The organism is Streptomyces sp. DT190 (assembly GCF_049846985.1).
GTDB lineage: Bacteria > Actinomycetota > Actinomycetes > Streptomycetales > Streptomycetaceae > Streptomyces.
On record NZ_JBNCNM010000022.1, the window covers coordinates 62,929 to 83,589 of the forward strand.

General features: G+C 72.8%; 17 protein-coding genes. 12 read left to right on the forward strand and 5 right to left on the reverse strand.

Annotated features, from left to right (window positions below):
• Positions 1-168: 168 nt before the first annotated feature.
• From ACPXCS_RS30795 to ACPXCS_RS30820, 6 genes are all read left to right on the forward strand, one after another.
• The gene (locus ACPXCS_RS30795) at positions 169-1,374 is read left to right on the forward strand and encodes a S8 family peptidase (RefSeq protein WP_425951640.1); all 1,206 of its coding nucleotides are present in this window, start codon (positions 169-171) and stop codon (positions 1,372-1,374) included.
• A gap of 473 nt (positions 1,375-1,847) precedes the next feature.
• Positions 1,848-2,669, forward strand: a complete 822-nt coding sequence (locus tag ACPXCS_RS30800; protein WP_425951641.1) for a glycosyltransferase family 2 protein — start codon at positions 1,848-1,850, stop codon at positions 2,667-2,669.
• Complete coding sequence (locus tag ACPXCS_RS30805) at positions 2,666-3,655, forward strand: glycosyltransferase family 2 protein (protein ID WP_425951642.1); 990 nt, start codon at positions 2,666-2,668, stop codon at positions 3,653-3,655. The genes ACPXCS_RS30800 and ACPXCS_RS30805 overlap by 4 nt, the downstream gene beginning before the upstream one ends.
• Positions 3,656-3,674: 19 nt before the next feature.
• Positions 3,675-4,448 (forward strand): polysaccharide deacetylase family protein, encoded by a 774-nt coding sequence (locus ACPXCS_RS30810; RefSeq protein ID WP_425951700.1) that lies wholly within the window; start codon positions 3,675-3,677, stop codon positions 4,446-4,448.
• Positions 4,449-4,522: 74 nt separating this feature from the next.
• Entirely contained in the window at positions 4,523-5,617 is a 1,095-nt protein-coding gene (locus ACPXCS_RS30815; protein ID WP_425951643.1) for a DUF5925 domain-containing protein, read from the forward strand.
• A 48-nt stretch (positions 5,618-5,665) separates the two neighbouring features.
• Positions 5,666-6,436: a DUF72 domain-containing protein gene (locus ACPXCS_RS30820; RefSeq protein WP_425951644.1), complete on the forward strand. Its 771-nt coding sequence runs from the start codon at positions 5,666-5,668 to the stop codon at positions 6,434-6,436.
• Positions 6,437-6,574: 138 nt separating this feature from the next.
• Here ACPXCS_RS30820 and ACPXCS_RS30825 read toward each other — a convergent pair whose 3' ends face one another.
• Positions 6,575-6,943 (reverse strand): GntR family transcriptional regulator, encoded by a 369-nt coding sequence (locus ACPXCS_RS30825; protein ID WP_425951645.1) that lies wholly within the window; start codon positions 6,941-6,943, stop codon positions 6,575-6,577.
• Positions 6,944-7,014: 71 nt separating this feature from the next.
• Here ACPXCS_RS30825 and ACPXCS_RS30830 point away from each other — a divergent pair, with 71 nt between their 5' ends.
• Positions 7,015-7,938, forward strand: coding sequence for a GNAT family N-acetyltransferase (locus ACPXCS_RS30830; RefSeq protein ID WP_425951646.1), 924 nt, complete (start codon positions 7,015-7,017; stop codon positions 7,936-7,938).
• Positions 7,919-8,422, forward strand: coding sequence for a DUF402 domain-containing protein (locus tag ACPXCS_RS30835; RefSeq protein ID WP_425951647.1), 504 nt, complete (start codon positions 7,919-7,921; stop codon positions 8,420-8,422). Before ACPXCS_RS30830 ends, ACPXCS_RS30835 begins: the two co-directional genes overlap by 20 nt.
• 115 nt (positions 8,423-8,537) lie before the next feature.
• Here the strand turns inward: ACPXCS_RS30835 and ACPXCS_RS30840 are convergent, their stop codons facing one another.
• Positions 8,538-9,167, reverse strand: a complete 630-nt coding sequence (locus ACPXCS_RS30840) for a class I SAM-dependent methyltransferase (protein ID WP_425951648.1) — start codon at positions 9,165-9,167, stop codon at positions 8,538-8,540.
• 139 nt (positions 9,168-9,306) lie between these two features.
• Between ACPXCS_RS30840 and ACPXCS_RS30845 the strand changes: the two genes are divergently transcribed.
• Together ACPXCS_RS30845 and ACPXCS_RS30850 are read left to right on the forward strand one after the other, a co-directional pair.
• A complete protein-coding gene (locus ACPXCS_RS30845; protein WP_425951649.1) occupies positions 9,307-9,441 on the forward strand; it encodes a hypothetical protein in 135 nt (44 codons plus the stop codon).
• A gap of 331 nt (positions 9,442-9,772) precedes the next feature.
• Positions 9,773-10,846 carry a lytic polysaccharide monooxygenase auxiliary activity family 9 protein gene (locus ACPXCS_RS30850; RefSeq protein ID WP_425951650.1) on the forward strand — a complete coding sequence of 358 codons (1,074 nt, stop codon included), beginning with the start codon at positions 9,773-9,775 and terminating at the stop codon, positions 10,844-10,846.
• A gap of 66 nt (positions 10,847-10,912) precedes the next feature.
• Here ACPXCS_RS30850 and ACPXCS_RS30855 read toward each other — a convergent pair whose 3' ends face one another.
• Positions 10,913-11,773: an esterase/lipase family protein gene (locus tag ACPXCS_RS30855; RefSeq protein WP_425951651.1), complete on the reverse strand. Its 861-nt coding sequence runs from the start codon at positions 11,771-11,773 to the stop codon at positions 10,913-10,915.
• Positions 11,774-12,346: 573 nt separating this feature from the next.
• Between ACPXCS_RS30855 and ACPXCS_RS30860 the strand changes: the two genes are divergently transcribed.
• Positions 12,347-14,323 carry an FAD/NAD(P)-binding protein gene (locus tag ACPXCS_RS30860; RefSeq protein WP_425951652.1) on the forward strand — a complete coding sequence of 659 codons (1,977 nt, stop codon included), beginning with the start codon at positions 12,347-12,349 and terminating at the stop codon, positions 14,321-14,323.
• Positions 14,320-15,735, forward strand: a complete 1,416-nt coding sequence (gene pcaB, locus ACPXCS_RS30865) for a 3-carboxy-cis,cis-muconate cycloisomerase (protein WP_425951653.1) — start codon at positions 14,320-14,322, stop codon at positions 15,733-15,735. Before ACPXCS_RS30860 ends, pcaB begins: the two co-directional genes overlap by 4 nt.
• Before the next feature lie 395 nt (positions 15,736-16,130).
• Here pcaB and ACPXCS_RS30870 read toward each other — a convergent pair whose 3' ends face one another.
• Both ACPXCS_RS30870 and ACPXCS_RS30875 read right to left on the reverse strand, forming a co-directional pair.
• A complete protein-coding gene (locus ACPXCS_RS30870; RefSeq protein WP_425951654.1) occupies positions 16,131-17,114 on the reverse strand; it encodes a DNA polymerase Y family protein in 984 nt (327 codons plus the stop codon).
• Positions 17,111-20,602, reverse strand: coding sequence for a DNA polymerase III subunit alpha (locus ACPXCS_RS30875; RefSeq protein ID WP_425951655.1), 3,492 nt, complete (start codon positions 20,600-20,602; stop codon positions 17,111-17,113). Before ACPXCS_RS30875 ends, ACPXCS_RS30870 begins: the two co-directional genes overlap by 4 nt.
• Between the last annotated feature and the right edge of the window lie 59 nt (positions 20,603-20,661).

Consider the following 20,661-nt stretch of genomic DNA (forward strand, 5'->3'; position numbering starts at 1 on the left):
TTGATGGCTGTTCAACTCCCTTGTCCTCCCCCGGTAGATGGTCGACGCTTTACCTCGGCCGGGAGCGGAACGCGACGCTCCCCCGGCCGTGTGCGCGAGCACGCGCACTCCCCCACATGACGCGCGCCCCACCCAGGCGCGCGCCGCCTAGAGGAGGACCCCCTCGTAATGGCACAACTGCGTAGCAAGAGACTCGGACTGGCCGCCATCACTCTGTCGGCGACCGCCGCCCTCGTCGGCGGGCTCACCGCCCTCCCCGCCCAGGCCGCCCCGGCCGAGGGCCGGGTGCTCGCCGCGGACTCCCCGGCCGCGATCAAGGACAGCTACATCGTCACGCTCAAGAAGAGCGCAGGGCTGAAGGCGTCCTCGGCCGCGGGCAAGGGCCTCGTCAAGGAGTACGGCGGCACGGTCGAGAAGACGTTCGGCACGGCTCTGAACGGCTACTCCGCCGAGCTCTCCGCCGCCGAGGCCCGGCGACTGGCCGCCGACCCGGCCGTGGCCTCCGTCGAGCAGAACCAGCGCGTGTCCCTCTCGGCCACCCAGACCAACGCCCCCTGGGGCCTGGACCGCATCGACCAGCCTTCGCTCCCGCTCTCCGGCACCTACACCTACCCGGACAGCGCGGGCAGCGGCGTGACGGTCTACGTGATCGACACCGGTGTGCGCATCACCCACCAGCAGATCAGCGGCCGTGCGGCGCACGGCTACGACGCCGTCGACGGCGACACCAACGCCTCCGACGGCAACGGCCACGGCACCCATGTGGCCACCACGATCGCGGGCTCGACCTACGGCGTCGCCAAGAAGGCGAGGATCGTGGGCGTGCGGGTGCTGAACAACAGCGGCTCCGGCACCACGGCCGGCGTGATCGCGGGCATCGACTGGGTGACGCGGAACCACTCCGGCCCCTCGGTCGCCAACATGTCGCTCGGCGGTGGCGCCTCCACCAGCCTCGACACGGCCGTCCGCAACTCCATAGCCAGCGGCGTCACCTACGCCGTCGCCGCGGGCAACAGCAGCACCACCGCCTCCTCGTCCTCCCCGGCCCGCGTCGCCGAGGCGATCACGGTGGGCGCCACCACCAGCACGGACGCCAAGGCCAGCTACTCCAACTACGGCTCGGCCCTGGACATCTTCGCGCCCGGCTCGTCCATCACGGCCGGCTGGCACACCAGCGACACCGCCACCAACACCATCTCCGGCACCTCGATGGCGACCCCGCACGTCGCGGGCGCGGCGGCGGTCTACCTGGCGGGCCACACCGCCTCCACCCCGGCCCAGGTCGCCTCGGCCCTGGTGGGCGGCGCCGTCACCGGCAAGGTCACGAGCGCGGGTTCGGGTTCGCCGAACCGGCTGCTGCAGCTCGCGCCGTAAGCACGAACACCTGAACGATCGTTCCCCGGCAGGCATGACACGCCTGCCGGGGAACGGCCGTTTATGGGGCGGGAACCTGTCAACTTGCGCCCCACAAAGCGCCTGACGCAACGACCAAACCAACAAAAACGTGAGCGGCCGTTCCAGGTCTTGCCATACGGGTTCAATCGTCAATACCGTCATACATCTCACCCGCATCGGTCCGTCAGTAAGCGGCTCTAGGGGAGGGCTCAAGGACCGCGACGTACCGGCGCGGGGCGCGGTAGGGGGGTGCCGTGCTCGGTGACCGCACCGGTCTCCGGGCCGTGCCGCGCGGTCGGCTGCCGTTTTCCGGGGCCGGCCAGCTTTGCCAGCTCACCCGGCGTGCCGAAGCTCCATGTCGGCGTGCCCCCGGGTGAGAACCCCCCTTTCGAACCGGACTGGATCCGGACTGCCCTGGGGGGGCGGTCCACCGGACGAGAGGGACCAGACTCATGAGTTCAGTTCTGCAGCCGGCCGTGACGGACGAGCATCCGCCGACCGCTGCCAAGTACCGGCCCGTCTCCTCGCACCTGGCGATAGCCCCGCCGGTGAGCGTGGTCATCCCGGCCATGAACGAGGCGGAGAACCTTCCGTACGTCTTCAAGACACTGCCCGGCTGGATCCACGAGGTGGTCCTGGTCGACGGCAACTCCACCGACGACACCGTCGAGGTGGCCCGCGCGCTGTGGCCCGAGGTGAAGGTGGTCGGGCAGCGCGGCAAGGGCAAGGGCGACGCCCTGATCACCGGCTTCCAGGCCTGCACCGGCGACATCATCGTGATGGTCGACGCGGACGGCTCGGCCGACGGCGGCGAAATCCTCTCCTACGTCTCCGCCCTGGTCTCGGGCGCCGACTTCGCCAAGGGCTCCCGTTTCGCCAACGGCGGCGGCACCGACGACATGACCTTCATCCGCAAGATGGGCAACCGGGCGCTGTGCGCGGTCGTCAACCGCAAGTTCGGCGCCCGCTACACCGACCTGTGCTACGGCTACAACGCCTTCTGGCGGCACTGCCTCGACAAGATCGACCTGGACTGCACCGGCTTCGAGGTCGAGACCCTGATGAACATCCGGGTGGTCAAGGCCGGTCTCAAGGTGCAGGAGATCCCGAGCCACGAGTACCTGCGCATCCACGGCACCAGCAACCTGCGGGCCGTGCGGGACGGGCTGCGCGTGCTGAAGGTGATCCTGCGGGAGCGCTCCAACCGCCGCGCGCTGCGCCGCCGTTCCACCCCGTCGCCGATGCTCGACGCCGTCCGGGGAGAGGTGTCTTGAGCGGTCCCGACGTCTCCGTCGTGATCTGCGCCTACACCGAGGACCGCTGGGAGGACATCCTCGCCGCGGTCTCCTCGGTGCGGGCGCAGTCCCGGCCGGCGCTGGAGACGCTGCTGGTGATCGACCACAACCAGGCGCTCCTCGACCGTCTCGGCAAGGAGTACAAGGAGGTCGACGACGTGCGGGTGCTCGCCAACGCGGGCCCCCGCGGCCTGTCCGCCGGCCGCAACACCGGCATCGCCGCCGCGCGCGGCGAGATCGTGGCGTTCCTCGACGACGACGCCGTGGCCGAGCGCGACTGGCTGCGGCACTTCGCCGAGGCGTACGACGACCCGCGCGTGCTGGCGGTCGGCGGGCGCACGGTGCCGGTCTGGGCGTCGGGGCGGCGCCCGCACTGGTTCCCGGAGGAGTTCGACTGGGTGGTGGGCTGCACCTACCGGGGCCTGCCGCGCGGCCGCGTCCGGGTGCGCAACGTGCTGGGCGGCAACGCCTCGTTCCGGCGCAGCGCCTTCGACGCGGCGGGCGGCTTCGCCACCGGCATCGGCCGGGACGGCGACAAACGTCCGCTGGGCTGCGAGGAGACGGAACTGTGCATCCGCCTCAGCCGCGCCCGGCCCGACGCGGTGCTGCTGATCGACGACCGGGCGGTCATCCACCACCGGGTGCCCGAGGTCCGCGAGCACTTCCGCTACTTCCGCACCCGCACCTACGCCGAGGGCCTGTCCAAGGCCCTGGTGGCCCGCAGTGTCGGCGCGGACAAGGGACTGGAGTCCGAACGCCGGTACGCCACCCGGGTCCTGCCGGCCGGGGTGGCCCGGGGGCTGCGGGACGCCCTGCTGGCCCGGCCCGGGGGCGCGGGGCGGGCGGGCGCGATCGTGGCCGGGGTGCTGACGGCGGCGGGTGGTTACGTCGTCGGCAGCGTCCGGGCACGCCGGGGCGGCACCACGTTCCGGGTGCCCGCCGTGGAGGGGGCGGCCCGTGCGTGACTCCCGCGTCCCGATCCTCATGTACCACGCGGTCGCCACCGACCCGCACGAGGCGACCCGCGCCCTGTCCGTGACCCCGGAGGCGTTCGCCGAGCAGATGGCGGTGCTCGCGGACCGGGGCCTGACGCCGATGACCACCGCCGGCCTCGCGGACCGCTGGCGCACCGGCCGCCCGCTGCCCGACCGGCCGGTCCTCATCACCTTCGACGACGGCTACGAGGGCGTGCACCGGCACGCCCTGCCCGCCCTCGCCAAACACGGCTTCCCGGCCACCCTGTTCGTCGCGACCGGGTGGCTGAGGGGGCCGTACGACACCGGGGGCGGCCTGGACACCATGCTCGACTGGGACCAGGTCCGCGACCTCGCCGCGGCGGGCGTCGAGATCGGCGGGCACAGCCACAGCCACCCGCAGCTCGACCAGGTCTCCGACGCCACCCTGCGGTTCGAGCTGATCCACTGCAAGGAAATCGTCTCGGACCAGCTGGGCACCGTCCCGGCGTCGTTCGCCTACCCGTACGGCTACTCCAGCCGCCGGGTCAGGCAGGCGGTGCGCGAGACGGGGTACGCCCAGGCCCTCGCCGTCGGCAACGCCCTGGCGCGCCGGGCGCAGGGGCCGTACGCCCTGCGGCGGGTGACGGTGCGCCGCAGTACCTCCCCCGACGAGTTCGAGCGGGTGGTCCAGGGCCGTGCGATCGGGCGTACGTTCGCCAGGGACCGGGCCCTGACCAAGGGGTACGCGATGGTCCGCAGGACCCGGCAGGTGCGCCGGCTGGCCGCCCGCTCCGGCGGCTGACCGGGCGCGTGCGACATGCCGCGTGCACCCGGAAACCGGGTGCGCGCGGCCCGCCCGTGCCGGATCATGGCGGCATGTCTGACAACCCGCACGAGGCGCTGCCGATCCGGCTCAACGTCGACGACTCCGACTCCCCGTCCGACGTCGTCGACGCGCTGTTCCTCGGCCGCTTCGCGACGGGCGAGCAGCCGTACTCCCACGCGGCGAACATCGACCGCGTCCGCTCCGGCGCGACGCTGATGCCGTCCGGCGCCCGGGTACTGCGTGCCGCCCGGGACGACGACCGCAGCGCGACCCTGGCCGAGGGCGACGGCTGGACGCTGCTGGTCTCCCGCTGGAACCGGGGCGCCGACGTCACGGTGACGGCGACCAGCGCGGAACTGGCCGAGGAGGTCCTCGGCCAGGCCACCGACGGCGCGGCGGACGAGCCCGAACCGCAGCCGGAGAACGTCACGATGGGCTTCTGGTACGTCTCCCCGCGCCGCGGCCCGCACCGCACGACCCGTCAGATCGCCGCCGGCACCTGGGACGAGGTCCGGCCCAACTACACCGCGCCCGTGGCGGACGCCATGGACCGGCTGATGAAGACGACCCCGGAGGACATCGCCGGCCGGCTGCTCCTGCTGCACGGCCCCCCGGGCACCGGCAAGACGTCGGCGCTGCGCACGCTCGCCCGGTCCTGGCGCGACTGGTGCCAGGTGGACTGCGTCCTGGACCCCGAGCGGCTCTTCAGCGACGTCGGCTACCTGATGGACATCGCCATCGGCGAGGAGGACGCCACCGGCAAGGGCCGCTGGCGGCTGCTGCTCCTGGAGGACTGCGACGAGCTGATCCGCGGCGAGGCCAAGCACACCGCGGGCCAGGCCCTGTCACGGCTGCTGAACCTGACCGACGGTCTGCTCGGCCAGGGGCGCAACGTCCTGGTGGGGGTCACCACCAACGAGGACCTGGAGCGCCTGCACCCCGCGGTCGTCCGCCCGGGCCGCTGTCTGGCCCGGATCGAGGTGGGCCCGCTGACCCGCGCGGAGGCGGTCGGCTGGCTGGGCCGCGAGGACGGCGTCGGCCGTGAGGGCGCGACCCTCGCGGAGCTGTACGCGCTGCGCCGGGGCACGTCCCCGACCTCGCTGCCCGAGCCGCGCGGGAACGCGGACGCGGGCCTGTACCTGTAGGGGGCCCACCTGTAGGAGGTCCGTGCCCTCCGGTGTTTCCATGGGGCTATGACCCTGTTCGTCGGCACGTCCGGATGGCAGTACAAGGACTGGCGGGACGTCCTCTACCCGTCCGGGCTGCCGATGCGGCTCTGGCTGGAGGAGTACGCGGGGCACTTCGCCACCGTCGAGATCAACAACGCCTTCTACCGGCTGCCGGCCCGGGAGACCTTCGAGGACTGGCGCGGCCGGGTGCCGCCCGATTTCGTCGTGGCGGTCAAGGCGAGCCGCTACCTGACCCACATCAAGCGGCTGAAGGAACCCGAGGAGCCGGTGCACCGCCTGATGAGCCACGCGGCGGGCCTCGGCGACCGCCTCGGCCCGGTCCTGCTCCAGCTGCCGCCCACCCTGCGCGCCGACCCCGGACTGCTCGACGCCTGCCTGGCCTGCTTCCCGGCCTCGACCCGGGTCGCGGTCGAGCCGCGCCACGACTCCTGGTGGACGCCGGAGGTCCGCGCGGTCCTGGAGTCCCGCCGCGCCGCCCTGTGCTGGGCCGACGTCCTGGCCCGCCCCGCCACCCCGCTGTGGCGCACGGCCGACTGGGGTTACGTCCGCTTCCACCAGGGCCGCGCCCACCCGTGGCCCCGCTACGGCCGCCGCTCCCTGGCCACCTGGCTCGACCGCATCGCCACGACCTGGCCGGGCGGCGAGGACGTCCACGTGTACTTCAACAACGACCCGGGCGGCGCGGCGGTGGTGGACGCGAGGGCGTTCGCACGGGCGGGCAGATCGGCGGGCCTGGACATCACCCGCACGCCCGAGCACCTGGTCCGGACCTGAGGGGCATGCCGCGCGGCCCGGAGCACCTGGTCCGGGCCTGAGGGGCACGCCACCCGGCGCGGCCGGGACCGTGTCCGCGCCGTCCCTTCGTCCGCCTGCGGGGCCCGGGCCCCGCAGGCGGGCCGTCCCGGACCGGGCCTAGGCCCCGGAGGCGGCCCGCAGGGCGTCGCGTACCGCGGCGAGTGCCGCGTCCTCCCCCTGCCCCAGCCGGCGGGCCCGCTCCACGTACGCCTGGGCGGCGGCCGCCAGTTCCCGGTCGGCGGCCGCACCGGCGGCGGCCACGAACGTGCCGTTGCGGCCGCGCGTCTCGATCACCCCGTCCGCCTCCAGCGCCCGGTACGCCTTCGCCACCGTGTTCGCGGCGAGCCCCAGGGACTCGGCCAGCCCCCGCACGGTCGGCAGCCGGTATCCCACCGGCAGTTCGCCCGACCGCGCCTGCTCGGAGATCCGCGCCCGCACCTGCTCGTACGGCGGGGCGCTGTCGTCGATGTCGATCTTCAAGGTCACAGGGCCGATTGTCCCGCACGGCACGGAAAATGAGAGGCACCCGGGACGGGCCCCACGTAACGTGCGCCTCCATGCCCGTGATCGTGCGCGACCTGCGACCCGACGTCCGAGCCGACGCCGAGGGGTTCTCCACCACCCGCCGGCTCGCCCTCCCCTACATGCTGTCCACGCCCGAGTCCGTGGTGCACACCCTGACCCACGCGCACCCGGACGCCCACTTCACCCAGCTGGTCGCCGAGGAGGACGGGGAGATCATCGGCACGGCCCAGGTCAGTGTCGCCCACGACAGCCCGGAACCGGGCCAGGGCTCCGCCAACATCTACGTGCGGCCCGGCCGCAGACATCGCGGCGCCGGTTCGCTCCTGCTGCGCACCGCCGAGGAACGCCTCGCGGCACTGGGCGTCACCAAGCTGTTCGCCTGGGTGCTGGACGAGCCGGAGAACCGCGTCTTCGCCGAGCGGAACGGCTTCCGGGCCAGCCGGTCCGCCTACTTCCTCCGCCTGGACCTGGCACGCGCCCTGCCGGCCCGCCAGGATCCGCCGGCCGGTGTCGAACTGCGCACCGCCGCCGACTTCGCGGACGACCCGCGCCCGCTGTTCGACCTGGACGCGGAGGTGGTGGCGGACGAACCGAGCGACATCGACGTCGAGTTCACCGACTACGAGGCGTGGCTCGAGGAGAACTGGCGTCACCCGCTGCTGAACCGCGACCTGACCACGGTCGCCGTCGTCGACGGCAGGCCGGCCGCCTTCAGCGTGGCCCACACCGACGGCACCCGCTACGGCACCGCCATGACCGGCACCGCCCGGGAGTTCCGCGGCCGGGGCCTGGCGAAGCTCGCCAAGAACGACTCCCTGCACCGGGCGCGCGCCGCCGGGTACACGGAGGCGTTCACCGGGAACGACACCGGCAACGAACCGATGATCGCCATCAACACGTGGTTCGGCTACGAGATCGCCGCGACGGAGGTGCGCTATGTCCGCGAGCTCGGCTGACCGCCCCGCACGGGTCGACGTCGTGCTCGTCAAGGCGGGCCGCACGAAGATCCGTTACGCCGCCGAGCTCCTGGCCGACGACGGCACCCGGGTCGCCGTCCGCGCCCCGTGGGCGGGCTCCGGCGTCCGCGACTTCGGCTTCGTCCGCTTCGAGCCCGGGGACGTCTTCACCGAGTACTACTGGCGCGACCGCTGGTACGCGGTCAAGGAGGTCCGCTCCGCCACGGGCGCGCTGAAGGGCTGGTACTGCGACGTCACCCGGCCCGCCGTGCTGTCCGGGGCCGAACTGGTCGTGGAGGATCTCGACCTGGACCTGTGGCGCTCCGCCGACGGCACGGACGTGCGGCGCCTGGACGAGGACGAGTTCGCGGCGAGCGGCCTCGCCGAGAGGGACCCCGAGGCGGCACGGGCCGCCCTGGCCGCGCTCGACGAGCTGGAATCCCGTGCCCTCGGCGATGACTTCGCCGCCGCGTTGCCGGTCTGACCTCGGCTCGACCGCGTCGGCGCGACCGGCCCCGACCCGGCTGTCCGCGGTCCACGTCCGCGAGAACTCCTCGTCCGTCACCGCACCTGCGCGACCACCGTGCACCGCTCGTCCGTCACCGCACCTGCGCGACCACCGCGTACCGCTCGTCCGTCACCTCGCCGCCCCACAGCAGCGCGTCGTCCGACAGTCGCTCCACGCGCACCCGCCCGGCGAGCGGGGCCAGGAGGCCGGTGAGCCGCTCCGCCGGTATGCCCACCGGGGCGACACCGCCCCACACGCCCTCCACCAGCACGAGCCGCCCGCCCGGCCGCACCAGCCCGTGCCAGTGCCGCAGGGCGCGGGCGGGGTCCGGCAGGGCCCACAGCACGTGCCGGACCAGCACGGCGTCGAAGCGCTGCTCGCCGACCGGCGGCGCCGCCGCGTCACCGACGAGGAACACCGCGTCACGGCCGGCCGGTTTCTCCCGGGCGAGCCGGACCATGGCCTCGGAGAGGTCCACGCCCGTCACCCGGTGCCCCTGCTCGGCGGCGAGGAGTGACAGGCTGCCCGTGCCGCAGCCGAGGTCGAGGACGTCGCCCGGGCCCGGGGGCAGCCAGCCGTGCAGCCGCTCGGCCCAGGCGCGGCGCACCGCGGGGTCGCGCAGCCCGTGGTCCGGTTGCTCGTCGAAGACGGCGGCCTGCGCGTCCCAGTCCACGACGCCGCCGGTGTTCGCCGAGGTCATGCCGTCACTGTGGTGCGTCATGGGCCCAAGAGTGACACCCGCCACTGACACTCGATTCGTGACTGCGGCCACAGACAGACCAGGAGCGATGAGGAACTCTCCCCCGAAAGGTCTACCTCCGTGAGAACGCGGAACCCGGTAGATCCTGAAGGAGGCAGCCATGCGCCGTGTGACCGTGCAGAAGCCCCTGAAGAAGACGGACGTCCGCCGGATCCGCGAGGAGGCCGACGAGCGCCCTGCCGGGCGCCCCGAGGTCCGCAAGGACATCGCACGCACGTGGTGGCCGGACAGCTGAGCTGCCGGTGCCGTCATGACACGTCCGGGAGCAGCCGCTTGCGGCAGTGTCGCGGTCGTACGGTCCGTCGACGCGGCGCTCCTCCAGGATCACGTCCGCCACGGTCCGGACGTGAGGGGCGCCGGCCGGCTGGATCTCCTCGTCCGCCCTGCCGTGCCGGTACCTACCTGATGCCAGTCTGAGCACTCCCTTAACGCGACCATAAGGATCTCCTCCACCCGCCCCCAGCAGGCGATTCCCCGCCGCCGGGGGGCTAGCTTCGGAGCACCCCACGGGATTCGGCCCACTCGGGCCCGGCCCTGTTCCCCGCACCGTTTCGAGGAGTTCCCGCATGCCCGCACGCCGCACGGTAGCCAGCGTCGCCACCCTCGGCGCCCTCCCGCTCGCCCTCACGGCGCTGACCGCCACGCCGGCTGCCGCGCACGGTTCGATGGGCGATCCGGTCAGCCGGGTCGCGCAGTGCTTCGGCGAAGGTCCCGAGAGCCCCAAGTCGGCCGCGTGCAGGGCGGCGGTGACGGCCGGAGGCACCCAGGCCCTCTACGACTGGAACGGCATCCGCATCGGCGACGCGGCCGGGCGGCACCAGCAGCTCATACCGGACGGCAAGCTGTGCAGCGCGGGCAACGAGCAGTTCAAGGGGCTCGACCTGGCCCGCGCCGACTGGCCCGCGACCACCGTGCGGAGCGGCGCGCACACCTTCAAGTACCGCGTGACGGCCCCGCACAAGGGCACCTTCAAGGTGTACATCACCAAGCCGGGCTACGACCCGTCCGCGCCGCTCGCCTGGAGCGACCTGGACCTGCAGAACCCGGTGGCGACGTCCACCGACCCGGCGGCGGCGGGCGGCTTCTACACCTTCTCCGGCAGCCTGCCCGAGCGTTCCGGCAAGCACCTGCTGTACGCGGTCTGGCAGCGTTCGGACAGCCCGGAGGCGTTCTACTCCTGCTCGGACGTCAGCTTCGGCGGCGGTGCCGCGGCCGGCGGCGAGGGCGCGGCCGTCGACGACGGCGCCGCCGGGAACGACGGGCCGGCCGGCGGCGCCGCACCGGCACCGTCCGCCTCCGCCCCCACCGAGGAGCAGATCGAGCAGGGCAACGACAAGTCGACGATCGAGCACGGCGGGCACGGCGACGACGACCCCAGCACCTCGGCGGAGCCCGCCGCCGCGCCGCAGGACGGCACGCCGGACGAGCCGGAGGCAGCCGGTGCCGCCGCCGACGAGCCGAGGACGGCCGCCAACGAGCCGAAGGCGGCCGGTGCCGCCGCGAACCTCGCCGAGACCGGCGGTGACGGCAGCACCCCGTACGTCGCGATCGGCGGCGCGGCGGCGCTCGCACTGGGCGCGTCGGCCCTGTTCCTGTCGGTCCGGCGCCGGACGGTGACCGGCGGGCGGCACGGCCGCTGACGCAGGACTCGGGGCCTGTCCGGCGGCTCAGGCCGGACAGGCCCCGAAACGTTTCTCTGACACGTGTCAGTCGAACGCCGAAGCACAGGTGGTGGGTGTGGCACGGGCCGGGTCGAGGGCGTTGGCCACCTCGTGGAAGGCGATCCGGTCGAACAGCCCGACGGCCACGTGCTCGGACAGGTCCAGGGGGCACAGGTCCTGCAGCAGGACGTTGCGCACGTCCGGCCCGCTCAGGTACTGGCTGCGCCACGGCGTGACGACCTCGTCGTACCGGGTGGCGATGACGGTGTAGCGCACGCCGGGGACGGTGTCGCCGCCGGCGTTGAGCTTCGTCAGGAAGTCGGAGCCGGCGACCTGGTCGGCGAGGGCGGGCGTGTTCCTGGACAGCAGGCCGGCGGCGCCCGGGAAGTAGGGCAGCAGGTGGGTGAAGCCGTTGAGGTCGGTGCCGTGGTTGCTGGGCGCGATGCCCACGAGGGCGTTCACCTTGGCGGCCCCGCCGAGGAAGCGCAGGTACCAGCGGGGCATCATGCCGCCCTGCGAGTGCCCGACGAGGTCGGCCTCGGCGGCGCCGGTCGCGGCGAGCACCCGGTCGACGTGGTCCCTCAGCTGCGCGGCGGACTTCTCGACGGGTCCGAGGCCGTGGAAGAAGGGGACGCCTTCCAGCTGGCCGTAGTCGAGGGAGAAGACGCAGTAGCCACGGACCGTGAGGTAGGGGGCGAGGCCCAGCCAGTTGTCGACGGAGTTCCCGAGGGTGCCGTGGACCAGGACGACGGGGCGGGGGTGGGCGGCGGAGGGCTTGCAGGAGTAGTCGTTCCAGCCGGAGCTCGAAGCACCGGCGGCCTGGGCGGTGGTGGCGGGGACGGTGACGGCCGCGGCGGTCAGCAGCAGCGCGGCCAGGGGTCTGAGCACTCGTTTCCAGGGCAGCATCGGGTGATCTCCTTGCGGCTCAAGGGAGGTGCGACGGCACGACGCCCTGTGATCCGGATCACGGGAAGCTGTTCATTCGTCAAGTTACGGGCGGGTAGCGGAACTGGGAAGTTACGCGTCGGTAAAACTTGCGGCGCCAACCGGCACCGGCGGCACCGGTCCTGGCCCTCGCCCCGGCCGACCATCTGACGACCCCTCACGGACCTGACGGACTGAAAGCAGCTTCCTTGCCGCTGTCGGCACGGCATCGCCATGCTCGTGGCCATGGGATCTCACTTATCCGCCGAGGCAACGGAAAGCGACCGTCCCGTCATCGAGGTCCCAGTCCGCAGGAGCGTGCACACGGACACATACTTCCGTCGCGCCTCCCGCCGCCCTCCTTGCCGACCACTCGTGGTCGGACTGTGCGAAATCCCCTCGGCGACCGTCGGCGGCCCGGCCGACCGCTGCTGATTCCGCGCAGGGAACGGAATGCCCGGCACCGGGCTTCCCGTTCCCGGTGCCTGCTCAGCGGATACGGCAGCCTCGTCCTTTCATCACTGGTTTCCTCCCCACTCGGAAGGGATTTCCTGCATGCACGGCAACCTTGAGGTGTGCATCGTCGGTGCGGGCCCGCGCGGGCTGTCGGTACTTGAGCGGCTGTTGGCCAACGAGCGCAACGCACCGACTCATTCGGCTGTGACCGTGCATGTGGTGGATCCGGCCGCCCCGGGTGCGGGTGCCGTATGGCGCCCCGAGCAGTCCCAGCACCTGCTGATGAACACGGTGGCTTCACAGATCACGGTCTTCACCGACGACAGCGCGCACATCGACGGGCCCATCGAGCCGGGCCCCACCTTGTACGAGTGGGCCAAGTCCCTCGCGCTGCTGGGCGACCCGGCTGACTTCGGCACGGAGGTCATGGAAGAGGCGCGGAAGCTGGGGCCCGACTCCTATCCGACACGTGCCTTCTACGGCCACTACCTCAGAGGCTGCTTCGAGCGGATCGTGGCATCGGCCCCGCACCATGTCACGGTACGGGTGCACCGTTCTCGCGCGGTGGCCGCCGCCGACACCCACGGCGTGCCCGGTGGGCCGCAGGGTGTGCGGCTCCAGGACGGCACGCGGCTGGACACACTGGACGCGATCGTGCTGGCGCAGGGGCACGTCCCGGCGCGCCTGTCCTCGCGCGAAGCACGTACGGCGAGCCTGTCCCGCATTCACCACCTGACCTACATCACCCCCGCCAACCCTGCCGACCTGGACCTCAGCGGCATCAAGGCGGGCGAGAACGTACTGCTGCGGGGGCTGGGGCTGAACTTCTTCGATCACATGGCGTTGTTCACGGTGGGCCGTGGCGGCCGGATGGTACGAGAAGGCGACCGGTTGGTGTACCGACCCTCGGGCCAGGAGCCGCGTCTCTTCGCGTTCTCCCGTCGCGGAGTGCCCTACCACGCGCGCGGGGAGAACGAGAAGGGTGCCACCGGTCGCTATTTCCCACGCAAGCTGACCGCCGAGTACATCGCCGGTCTGCGGCAACGCGCTTCGGCCGGACAGCCCGTCAACTTCACCGACGACCTGTGGCCGTTGATCTCTCTGGAGGTGCAAAGCGTTTATTACAGTACGCTGCTGGCCTCCCGCGGAGACGCCGCGCTGCGGGAGGAATTCACGCAGGCGTTCCTCACCGCGGAAACCGAAGGGGATCGGCGGGAACTGCTGGACAAGTACGGTATCCCGGCCGACCAGCACTGGAGTTGGGAGCGGCTTTCGCGACCGTACGGGGAGCGCGAGTTCACCGACCGACAGGAATTCACCGCCTGGCTGCTGGACTACCTGCGGCGCGATGTCGCCGCGGCCCGGCTCGGCAATGTCAGCGGTCCTCTGAAAGCCGCCCTGGACGTGCTGCGTGACCTGCGCAACGAGATCCGTCTCGCCGTCGACCACGGAGGTCTGGAGGGAAACTCCCACCGGGACGACCTCGAGGGCTGGTACACGCCGTTGAACGCCTTCCTGTCGATCGGGCCGCCGGCGTCCCGCATCGAGGAGATGATCGCACTGATCGAAGCGGGTGTGCTGACCGTGACGGGTCCGGGCACTCAGGTGCGGATCGACACCACCGCCCAGGTGTACGTGGCCCACTCGACGGCTGTGCCCGGTGAAGCGGTACGCGCCCGCGTCCTGATAGAGGCACGGTTGCCCGAGCCCGACCTGCGCCGCACGGAGGACCCTCTGCTCAAGCACCTGCTGGACACGGACCAGGCGGCGCCGTACCGGATCGCGACCACGGATGGCACCGGTTACGTGACCGGAGGCCTCGCGGTCACCGAACGGCCCTACCGGCTGCTGGACGGGCGAGGCCGCCCTCACCCCCGCCGGTTCGCGTACGGGGTGCCGACGGAAGCGGTGCACTGGGTGACGGCAGCGGGCATCCGGCCCGGGGTGGACTCGGTGACGCTCGGCGACTCCGACGCGATCGCCCGGGCCGTTCTCGCCCTGCCGCAGGCGGCTCGTGTACCGGCGGAAGTGCGTCGGGTGGACGCCGAAGGGGAGCTGTCCGGGGTGATCGTGTGACACTCACGCATGCGACTGCGGCCACCGCGGCGCATCTGGCGGATGCCGGCCTGCTCGCACCGGTGCGAGCAGGCACGCGGGTGGAGGCCGTCACCAGTGACCTGGCCTGGGTACAGGCCATGCTGGACGCGGAAGCGGCGCTCGCCCGCGCACAGGCAACGGTGGGCACGCTCCCTGCTTCGGCGGCCGAGGTGATCACACGAGCGGCTCGTGCCGACCGGCTCGACGTCAGAGCCCTGGCGCTGGCGGCGCGGGAGACGGCCAACCCGGTGGTCGGCCTGGTGCAGGCGTTCACCGAGGTCGTCGCGGCCGAGGACCTCGAGGCAGCCGAGTTCGTACACCGGGGTTCGACCAGCCAGGACGTGCTCGACACCGGCACGATGCTCGTCGCGAGGAAGACACTCGACCTGATCCTCGCCGATCTGCGGCGTACGGTCGATGCGCTGACAGCGCTGGCAACGGCACACCGGCGGACTCCCGCCGTCGCACGTACCTTGGCGCTGCACGCCGTACCGACCACGTTCGGGCTGCGCGCCGCCGGTTGGCGGGAGTTGGTGCTGGACGCGGAGGAGCGCGTCGCCCGCGTCCAGCGGAACCTCCCCGTCTCCCTGGGCGGAGCGGCGGGCACGCTGGCCGGATACCTGGAGTACGCGGCACTCGCCGAGGGGGGCACCCTGGCCGACCCGGACGGCTACGTGACACGGCTGGTGGACGCCTATGCCGGCGAAACGGGACTGGCCCGGCCGGCACTGCCCTGGCACGCGCTGCGCACACCTGTGGCCGACCTGGCCGCTGCACTGGCCTTCGCCGCCGGGGCGCTCGGCAAGATCGCCGTGGACGTTCAGGCATTGACCCGTACCGAGGTGGGTGAGGTCACCGAACCGGCCGTGTCCGGACGCGGTGCCTCTTCGGCCATGCCTCACAAGCGCAACCCGGTGCTCGCGACTCTCGTTCGCAGTGCCGCGCTGCAAGTGCCCGCCCTCTCGGCGGCACTGGCACAGTGTCTGGTCACCGAGGACGAACGATCCGCCGGGGTGTGGCACGCGGAGTGGCCGCTGCTCCGGGACTGTCTACGGCTGACCGGCGGCGCCGCGCAGACCGCTGCGGAACTCGTCGAAGGGCTGACGGTGCGGCCGGACCGCATGCGCTCCAACCTGGACATGACGGAAAGTCAGGTGGTGTCCGAGCGGCTGGTCGCACATCTGGCACCGACCTTGGGCAAGGCCCCTGCCAAAGCGCTGCTGACGCGCGCCGCGCAGGAAGCGCAGACCACGAGGCAACCCTTGGCCACGGTGCTCGCCCGCATGCCGGAAGTGCCCCGCTCGCTCGTGGACCGGCTGGTCACGCTGTGCGACCCGACCGACTACACGGGCGCTGCGGCCGTGCTGGTGGAGCAGGCCCTGCGGCGCTGAGAAGCCGTTGTCCCTACGGACCTCGTGCGGGTGCCTGCCGGCCGGACCTGGGATCGCAACTGCCACGGACGCCCTGGTCGTTCGTCGGGCGAGACGTCGTGGGGCCGGTGGCTGCTGTCGATGCGGGCGTTCGGGAAGCGCAGCGGAGGTGCGCGTGGGCTCGTCCGCCGCCGGGGCCCTCTCCGCGGGCTCCGGCGGCGCGCTTCGTCGCGGACCCGGACGTGCTCCAGCAGCACGGGCCACAGCGTCGGGGCGGGTCCCGCCCCGGCTCGCCGCGACACGCCTTGCCGGCCTGCCCGTGATCCTCGCCCCAGGGTTGCCCGCGACCATCGGTGTCCGGCGGCATCGGAGCCGCTTAGCGGCCGGCCGCGCCACAACCTGCCCGAACTGCACCCCTACGCCGCCACCCCGCCCAGCCCCCCGGGCATCACCGCCCGCGGCCCGAACTTCGCCCGCGCGCGGTCCGCGACCTCCTCGATACGGCGGACCTTCTCGTCCACGGGGTCGAAGGTCAGCTGGTGGGAGGCCTGTTCGGCGGGGTCGAGCCCTTCGGCGCGCAGGGCGATCGCCCGGACCCGGGCCCGCTGCAGCCCGAGCGCCTCGTACATGCCGTACGCGGTCCTGGTCAGCGCCGGCGAGTGCGCGGTCGGTTCGGTCAGGGTGCGGCTGCGGGTGGTGGCCGAGCGGTCGGCGTAGCGCACGGTCAGGGTGAGCGTGCGGCAGACCTTCTCCAGGGCGCGCAGCCGGGCGCCGATCTCCTCGGCGGCCGAGAGCAGCGCCCGGCGGTGCCGGTCGGGGTCCAGTTCGTCGCGCCCGAAGGGGCGTTCCGCGGCGAGGGACCGGGAGACGGCGTTCGGTACGACCCGGCCGCGGTCGACGCCGTTCGCCTTCTCGCGCAGCTCCCGGCCCGCCTTCGCGCCGATCAGCCGCTGGAGCGTGGACAGCGGTGCGGTGGCGACCCGGCCGAGGGTGTCGAGGCCGTAGTCGGTCAGGGTGCGTGAGGTCGCGGCGCCCACGCCGGGCAGTGCGGCGACGGGCTTGTCCGCGAGGAACTCCGCGATGGCGTCCGGCTCCTCGGGCACCGCGCAGGTCACCCCGGGTGCGGCGTGGCGCAGCGCCACCCGGGCCAGCATCGGCCCGGGGCCCGCGCCGATCACGCAGTCCACGCCGTACAGGGCGAGCGCGCGCACCCGGATCACCGAGGCCAGTTCGACGGCGTCCCGCCCGAAGTACCGCTCGGCGCCCCGCAGGTCGGCCAGCGCCCCGTCCGGCGGCAGGGCCTGGACGACGGGTGTGAACTCCTCGAGCATCCCGAGCAGCTGAGGCAGCCCGTCTTCGCTCGTCGGCGGCAGCTGGAAACGTACGCAGAGGATGGTCATCCCGCACTCCCCGGACTCTGGTGCCACAACTTCCTTCCCACCGCGGGCCCTTCACCCGCGGGGCGCAGATCGGCCCAGGGGTGCATCTCGTACCCCGTGGCCATGCGGATCTTCCGCCGCTCCATCGGGTCCTGGGCCGCGGAACCCGTCGGCGCCGGCGCGCCCTCCGACCCGGCGAGCCGCCGGCGCGCGGCGCCCTCGCCGTCGTCGCCGTCGCCGGAATCCCCGGAGCCGCCGCCACCGGCCAGCCGGGCCGCGACCCCCTCAAGACCTTCCTCCCGGCGCACGTCGAGCAGGTCGGCGAGGTTCCAGACGGCGGAGCCGACCACGCTGAAGCTGCGCGGGCCCCGGCGCTGCACCACTCCGCGCACCAGCAGCAGCCAGGAGTGGAAGACGGTGTGGGCGCAGGCGTCGTGGGAGTCGTCGAAGAAGGCGAGGTCGACCAGGCCCGTGCCGTCGTCCAGGGTGGAGAAGATGACCCGCCTGCCGGACCGGATCGGCGGCGTCTGCGTGGCCGCCTTGGCGCCCGCGACCAGCACCGTCTCCCCGTGCCGCACCTCGCGCAGGCGGCGCGCCGACACCACGCCCAGCTCGTCGAGGAACTGCCGGTGGTCGTCCATCAGATGGCGCGAGGCGTCCATGGAGAGCACCCCCAGCTCGGCGCTGAGCCGCTCCGAGGAGGTGAGGTCGGGCAGCCCGGCCGGGGCCGTCTTCCGCCCGCCGGCCAGCGGCAACTGGCCGCCGCCCCCGCCCCGCGCGCCCCGGTGCAGCTCGGTCAGATGCAGTTGCAGATCCCGGCGGTTGGCGCCGAACGCGTCCAGCGCGCCCACCTGTGCCAGCCGCTGGGCCAGCGGACGGCTGGGCCGGCCCCGCTCCCAGAAGTCGACCAGTGAGGCGTAGGGCTGCCCCTCCGCGATCCGCGCCGCCTCGGCCTCGCTGATGCCGTGCACATCGGAGAGCGCCAGCCGCAGACCCCATTTACCGGACACCAGTTCGATACGGTGTGCGACTCCCGACGCGTTCACGTCCAGCGGCAGCACGGGCACCCCGCGCCGCCGCGCGTCCGCCAGCAGCAGCCGCTTCGGGTACATCCCGGGGTCGTGCGTGAGCAACCCCGCGTAGAAGGCGGCCGGGTGGTGCGCCTTCAGCCACGCCGACTGGTACGTCGGCACGGCGAAGGCGACCGCGTGCGCCTTGCAGAAACCGTACGACCCGAAGGCCTCGACGATCTCCCAGGTCCGCTGAATCGTTTCCGCGTCATAGCCGTTCGCCGCCGCGTGCTGGGCGAACCACACCTTGATCCGCGCCTGCGACTCGGGATCGGACAGCCCGCGCCGCACCCGGTCGGCCTCACCGCGCCCACAGCCGGTCATGATGTCGACGATGTCGATGATCTGCTCGTGGAAGACGACGACCCCGTACGTCTCCTTCAGCGGCCCTTCCAGATCCGGGTGCGGATACCGGATGGGCGCCCGCCCGTGCCGCGCCTCGATGAACGGCCGCACCATGTCGGCGGCGACCGGCCCGGGCCGGAACAGCGAGATGTCGACCACCAGGTCGTGGAAGGTGTCCGGCTGCAGCCGCCCGACCAGGTCACGCTGCCCGGGCGACTCGATCTGGAAGCAGCCGAGCGTCTCGGTGGACCGGATCAGCCCGTAGGTCTCCGGGTCCCCCGCGGGCAGGGCGTCCAGGTCGACCCGCTCCCCCGACACCCGCTCCACCTCCCGCACCGCGTGCGCCATGGCCGACTGCATCCGCACACCCAGCACGTCCAGCTTCAGCAGCCCGAGGTCCTCGACGTCGTCCTTGTCGAACTGCGACATCGGGAAGCCCTCGCCGCTGGTCGGCACGACCGGCGTACGCGCCAGCAGGGAGGCGTCGGACAGCAGCACCCCGCACGGGTGCATGGCGACCCCGCGCGGCAGGGCGTCCAGCGCCTCGACCAGCTCCCACAGCCTCCCGTACTTCTCCTTCTCCCCCGCCAGCGCGCGCAGCTCGGGCAGTTCCTCCAGCGCGGCCCGGGCGTCCCGCGCCCGGATGTGCGGAAAGGACTTGGCGACCCGGTCGATCTCGGCCGGGTCCATGGACAGGGCGGCCCCCACGTCCCGGATCGCGTGCCGGACGCGGTACGTCTCCGGCATCGCGACCGTGGCGACCCGCTCGGCACCGAACCGGTCGATGATCTTGCGGTAGACCTCCAGCCTGCGCGCGGACTCCACGTCGATGTCGATGTCGGGCAGCACGACCCGCTCCTTCGACAGGAACCGCTCCATCAGCAGCCGGTGCTCGATGGGGTCGGCGTGCGCGATGCCGAGCAGGTGGTTGACGAGCGACCCGGCACCGGACCCCCGGGCGGCCACCCGGATGCCCATCTCCCGGACGTCGTCGACCACCTGGGCGACGGTGAGGAAGTAGGAGGCGAACCCGTGGTGGGCGATGATGTCCAGCTCGTGGTGCATCCGCTCCCAGTACTCCCGCCGCCGGTCGTACCCGCGCAGCACCATCCCCGCCGCCGCCCGTGAGGCCAGCGCCCGCTGGGCGGTGCGGCGCCCGGCGCCGACCAGGTGCGGCTCGGGGAAGCGGACGGTGCCGATCCCGAGATCGTCCTCGGGGTCGACCAGGCACGCGGCGGCGGTGGCCGCGGTCTGCTCCAGCAGCCGGTGCGCGAGTTCCCGCCGGAACCCGGCGGCCTCCACGATCCGCTCGGCCGCGTGCACCATGGCCTGCGGGTCCTTGAGCCAGGCCTCACCGGAGTCCAGCTCCTTGGTGGGGTCGATGGGCACCAGGCGCCGGGCGGCGTCCAGGACGTCGGCGACCGGCCCCATCCCGGGGTCGGCGTACCGTACGGCGTTGGTGAGCACGGGCCGGACGCCCTGCTCGGCGGCGAACCCGACGGTGCGGGCGGCCAGCCGCAGCGATCCGGGCCCCGTCCCGTTCCGGCCGTGCCAGACGGCCTCCAGCCGCAGGTCGTCGCCGTAGGCCTCGCGCCAGGGCGCCAGCAGCCGGGCCGCCCGGTCGGGGCGTCCCGCGGCCAGGGCGCGCCCGACGTCGGAGTCGGGCCCGAGCAGCACGGTCAGCCCCTCGCCGCGGTTGTGCTCCCAGGGCAGCAGGGGTGTGGCCCCCTGACCCTCGTGCGCCGCCGAGACGAGCCGGCACAGCGCGGCCCACCCCCGGGCACCGTCCCGGGCGAGGAAGACCGCGCGGGGGGCGGACTCGTCGACGAAGGCGCCTCCCCTTACCGGGGTCCGGCGCCGCTCCTGCTTCCCGGCGCCGAGCCCGACCGCCAGGTCCGCCCCGAACAGCGGACGGATCCCCTGCCTGACGCAGGCCTTGGCGAACCGGACCGCACCGGCGACCGTGTCGCGGTCGGTGAGGGCCAGGGCTGCCATGCCCCGCTCGGAGGCACGTTCGGCCAGCCGTTCCGGGTGCGAGGCTCCATGGCGCAACGAGAATCCGGAGACGGTGTGCAGATGCGTGAACCCCGGCACACGCACCTCCCGCACTCGTGAGCACTCTGCTCTCGAACATCTGTTCCCAGCTACCTCAC

What these genes read in the sequence shown, in the direction of transcription:
- ACPXCS_RS30795 (WP_425951640.1), top strand. Translation starts at nt 169, where the DNA reads ATGGCACAACTGCGTAGCAAGAGACTCGGACTGGCCGCCATCACTCTG.
- ACPXCS_RS30800 (WP_425951641.1), top strand. Translation starts at nt 1,848, where the DNA reads ATGAGTTCAGTTCTGCAGCCGGCCGTGACGGACGAGCATCCGCCGACC.
- ACPXCS_RS30810 (WP_425951700.1), top strand. Translation starts at nt 3,675, where the DNA reads ATGTACCACGCGGTCGCCACCGACCCGCACGAGGCGACCCGCGCCCTG.
- ACPXCS_RS30815 (WP_425951643.1), top strand. Translation starts at nt 4,523, where the DNA reads ATGTCTGACAACCCGCACGAGGCGCTGCCGATCCGGCTCAACGTCGAC.
- ACPXCS_RS30820 (WP_425951644.1), top strand. Translation starts at nt 5,666, where the DNA reads ATGACCCTGTTCGTCGGCACGTCCGGATGGCAGTACAAGGACTGGCGG.
- ACPXCS_RS30830 (WP_425951646.1), top strand. Translation starts at nt 7,015, where the DNA reads ATGCCCGTGATCGTGCGCGACCTGCGACCCGACGTCCGAGCCGACGCC.
- ACPXCS_RS30835 (WP_425951647.1), top strand. Translation starts at nt 7,919, where the DNA reads ATGTCCGCGAGCTCGGCTGACCGCCCCGCACGGGTCGACGTCGTGCTC.
- ACPXCS_RS30840 (WP_425951648.1), bottom strand. Translation starts at nt 9,167, where the DNA reads ATGACGCACCACAGTGACGGCATGACCTCGGCGAACACCGGCGGCGTC.
- ACPXCS_RS30845 (WP_425951649.1), top strand. Translation starts at nt 9,307, where the DNA reads ATGCGCCGTGTGACCGTGCAGAAGCCCCTGAAGAAGACGGACGTCCGC.
- ACPXCS_RS30850 (WP_425951650.1), top strand. Translation starts at nt 9,773, where the DNA reads ATGCCCGCACGCCGCACGGTAGCCAGCGTCGCCACCCTCGGCGCCCTC.
- ACPXCS_RS30855 (WP_425951651.1), bottom strand. Translation starts at nt 11,773, where the DNA reads ATGCTGCCCTGGAAACGAGTGCTCAGACCCCTGGCCGCGCTGCTGCTG.
- ACPXCS_RS30860 (WP_425951652.1), top strand. Translation starts at nt 12,347, where the DNA reads ATGCACGGCAACCTTGAGGTGTGCATCGTCGGTGCGGGCCCGCGCGGG.
- ACPXCS_RS30870 (WP_425951654.1), bottom strand. Translation starts at nt 17,114, where the DNA reads ATGACCATCCTCTGCGTACGTTTCCAGCTGCCGCCGACGAGCGAAGAC.